Source organism: Kitasatospora putterlickiae, from assembly GCF_039527695.1.
GTDB lineage: Bacteria > Actinomycetota > Actinomycetes > Streptomycetales > Streptomycetaceae > Kitasatospora > Kitasatospora putterlickiae.
Genome location: NZ_BAAAKJ010000272.1, coordinates 1 through 2,512 on the forward strand (window position 1 = coordinate 1; position 2,512 = coordinate 2,512).

At 75.1% G+C, this 2,512-nt stretch carries 3 protein-coding genes and 2 pseudogenes; 1 reads left to right on the plus strand and 4 read right to left on the minus strand.

Annotated elements, in window-relative coordinates; genetic code table 11:
- Nucleotides 1–186, plus strand: a pseudogene (locus ABD308_RS27185) (PLP-dependent aminotransferase family protein); the annotation flags it as partial.
- A gap of 39 nt (nt 187–225) precedes the next feature.
- Here the strand turns inward: ABD308_RS27185 and ABD308_RS27190 are convergent.
- From ABD308_RS27190 to ABD308_RS27205, 4 genes and pseudogenes are all read right to left on the minus strand, one after another.
- Complete coding sequence (locus ABD308_RS27190) at nt 226–1,128, minus strand: NAD kinase (protein ID WP_344339754.1); 903 nt, start codon at nt 1,126–1,128, stop codon at nt 226–228.
- A 92-nt stretch (nt 1,129–1,220) separates the two neighbouring features.
- Entirely contained in the window at nt 1,221–2,033 is an 813-nt protein-coding gene (locus tag ABD308_RS27195; RefSeq protein ID WP_344339756.1) for a TlyA family RNA methyltransferase, read from the minus strand.
- A gap of 39 nt (nt 2,034–2,072) precedes the next feature.
- Nucleotides 2,073–2,309: a hypothetical protein gene (locus ABD308_RS27200; RefSeq protein ID WP_344339758.1), complete on the minus strand. Its 237-nt coding sequence runs from the start codon at nt 2,307–2,309 to the stop codon at nt 2,073–2,075.
- Nucleotides 2,302–2,512: pseudogene (locus ABD308_RS27205) on the minus strand (DNA-binding protein); the annotation flags it as partial. The gene ABD308_RS27200 and the pseudogene ABD308_RS27205, both read right to left, overlap by 8 nt.

A 2,512-nucleotide genomic window follows, 5' to 3' on the forward strand; every position in this document is an offset into this window, starting at 1 on the left:
GTCCGGATCGCCGCCGGCAACCGGTTCGGCTCCGACGGCGCCTTCGAGCACCACCTCCGGATCCCGCTCACGGTGGCCGCACCGGCCGCGCCGGACGTCGTCCGCCGGCTCGCCGAGGTCGCCGCCCGCGCCGAGCGGGAGGGGCGCTGGCAGGGCTCCGAGGACACCCAGCCGCTGGCGGTCTGACGGCCCGCCGCCGCGTGGCGGCAGGCCGTCAACGCGCTGTCAGTGGGTGTCCGCCCGGCCGCGCCAGCCGGTCACCGGCAGCGCGAACTTCGCCACCAGCCGGTCGGTGAACGGCGCCCGGTGCAGCCGGGCCAGCCGCACCGGCGTCTGCCCCCGGCGCACCTCCACCCGCGCCCCGGCGGGCAGTTCCACCGAGCGCCGGCCGTCGCACCACAGCACCCCGTGCGGGGTCTTCGGCTGCACCTCCACCGCCAGCACCGAGTCCGGCGAGGTCACCAGCGGGCGGGCGAACAGCGCGTGCGCGCTGATCGGCACCATCAGCAGCGCCTCCACCTCCGGCCAGACCACCGGCCCGCCGCCGGAGAACGCGTACGCGGTCGACCCGGTCGGCGTGGCGCACACCACGCCGTCGCAGCCGAAGTTGGAGACCGGACGGCCGTCCACCTCGGTCACCACCTCCAGCATCCGCTCCCGGGACGCCTTCTCGATCGAGGCCTCGTTCAGCGCCCAGTCGTGGTGCACCACGTCGCCGTTGGTGCGGACGATCACGTCGAGGGTCATCCGCTCCTCGACCTCGTAGTCCGCCTCGACCACCCGCTCGACCACCACCGCCAGGTCGTCCCGCTCCGCCTCGGCCAGGAAGCCGACCCGGCCCAGGTTGATGCCGAGCATCGGCAGTCCGTGCTCCCGGGCCAGCTCGGCCCCGCGCAGCAGCGTCCCGTCCCCGCCCGCGACCAGGATCAGCTCGCAGCCGTCCGCCGCGCCCGGGCCCCCGGGCACCGTCTCCACCCCGGTCGGCAGGTCCAGGTCGACCGCCTCGGCGGCCAGCAGTCTGATCCGGATCCCCGCCTTGAGCAGGCCGTGCACCAGTCCCTCGACGCTGCGCAGTGCCGCCTCGCGGCCCGTGTGCGCGATCAGGAAGACCGTACGTTCACCACTCATGCCCGCTGCCCTCTCCCTACGCCGGCCGGGTCCCCGTCGGCCCGGTACGGCCGCGTCACCCAGCATGACGGACCGGACGCCCGCAGAGCACCCTATCGGGGGCCCTCGGCGACGGCCCGGTCCGCATCCGCCGGGTCCAGCGGCGGCGCGTCCCGGCGCATCCACAGGAAGTACTCGACATTCCCGGACGGACCGGGCAGGGGGCTCGCGGTGACCGCCCGCACGCCCAGTCCGAGCTCCCACGCCTGCCCCGCCACCTGGCGCACCATCTCGGCGCGCAGCTGCGGGCTGCGCACCACCCCGCCGCTGCCGAGGCGCTCCTTGCCGATCTCGAACTGCGGCTTGACCATCAGCACCAGGTCCGCGTCCTCGGCGGCGCAGCCGGCCAGCGCGGGCAGCACCAGGCCCAGCGAGATGAACGACAGGTCGCCGACCACCAGGTCGACCCTGGTGCCGCCGATCATGTCCGGGGTGAGCTCGCGGACGTTGGTGCGGTCCATCACGGTCACCCGGTCGTCGCTCTGCAGCGACCAGGCCAGCTGGCCGTAGCCGACGTCCACCGCCAGCACGTGCGCGGCCCCGGCGCGCAGCAGCACGTCCGTGAACCCGCCGGTGGACGCGCCCGCGTCCAGCGCCCGGCGGCCCTCGACGACCAGGCCCTGCGGGACGAACGCCGCGAACGCCCCGGCGAGCTTGTGGCCGCCGCGCGAGACGTAGTCGGGGTCGTTCTCGTCCTTGGCCACCACGACCGCCGCCGCGGTCTCCACCTGGGTGGCCGGCTTGGTCGCGGTGGTCCCGCCGACGGTCACCCGGCCGGCCGCGATCAGCTCGGAGGCGTGCTCCCGCGACCGGGCCAGCTTGCGGCGGACCAGCTCCGCGTCGAGTCGGCGTCGTGCCGTTGCCACTGGTGTTTCAGCTCCTACGGATGGTTCTCGTTCGCCCGGTCAGTCCCGGTCGAGGGCGGCCAGCGTGTCGGCCAGCCGCTGATGGACATCTTCGTACACCGTGACGTGCGCGTCGGTCGGCACCCCGTCCAGCGCCTCCAGCCGGGCCAGGCCGGCGTCCACCGCCGGGTGGCCGGTCGGGCTCAGCTCGACGCCGAGCGGCCGGGGCTCACCGGGGTCGGGCAGGGGCGCGGGGGCCGGGGCGGGGGCCCCGGCCGGGATCTGCGGATCAGGCATCGGGCTTCTTCGTGGTGGTCCGGCGGACGGTGGTCTTCCTGGTGGCGGTCCGCTTGGCGGGCGGCTGCTCCTGGCCGGCCTCGCCGGTCTTCGGCGCGGTCGCCGCCTTCTTCGCGGTCGCGGTCCTCTTGACGGCCGTCTTCTTCACCGCGGTCTTCTTGGCGGCGGTCTTCTCGGCCGCCGTCTTCTCGGCCGCCGTCTTC

Coding starts and splice junctions, on each gene's coding strand:
- ABD308_RS27200 (WP_344339758.1), bottom strand. CDS start 2,309: ATGCCTGATCCGCAGATCCCGGCCGGGGCCCCCGCCCCGGCCCCCGCG.
- ABD308_RS27190 (WP_344339754.1), bottom strand. CDS start 1,128: ATGAGTGGTGAACGTACGGTCTTCCTGATCGCGCACACGGGCCGCGAG.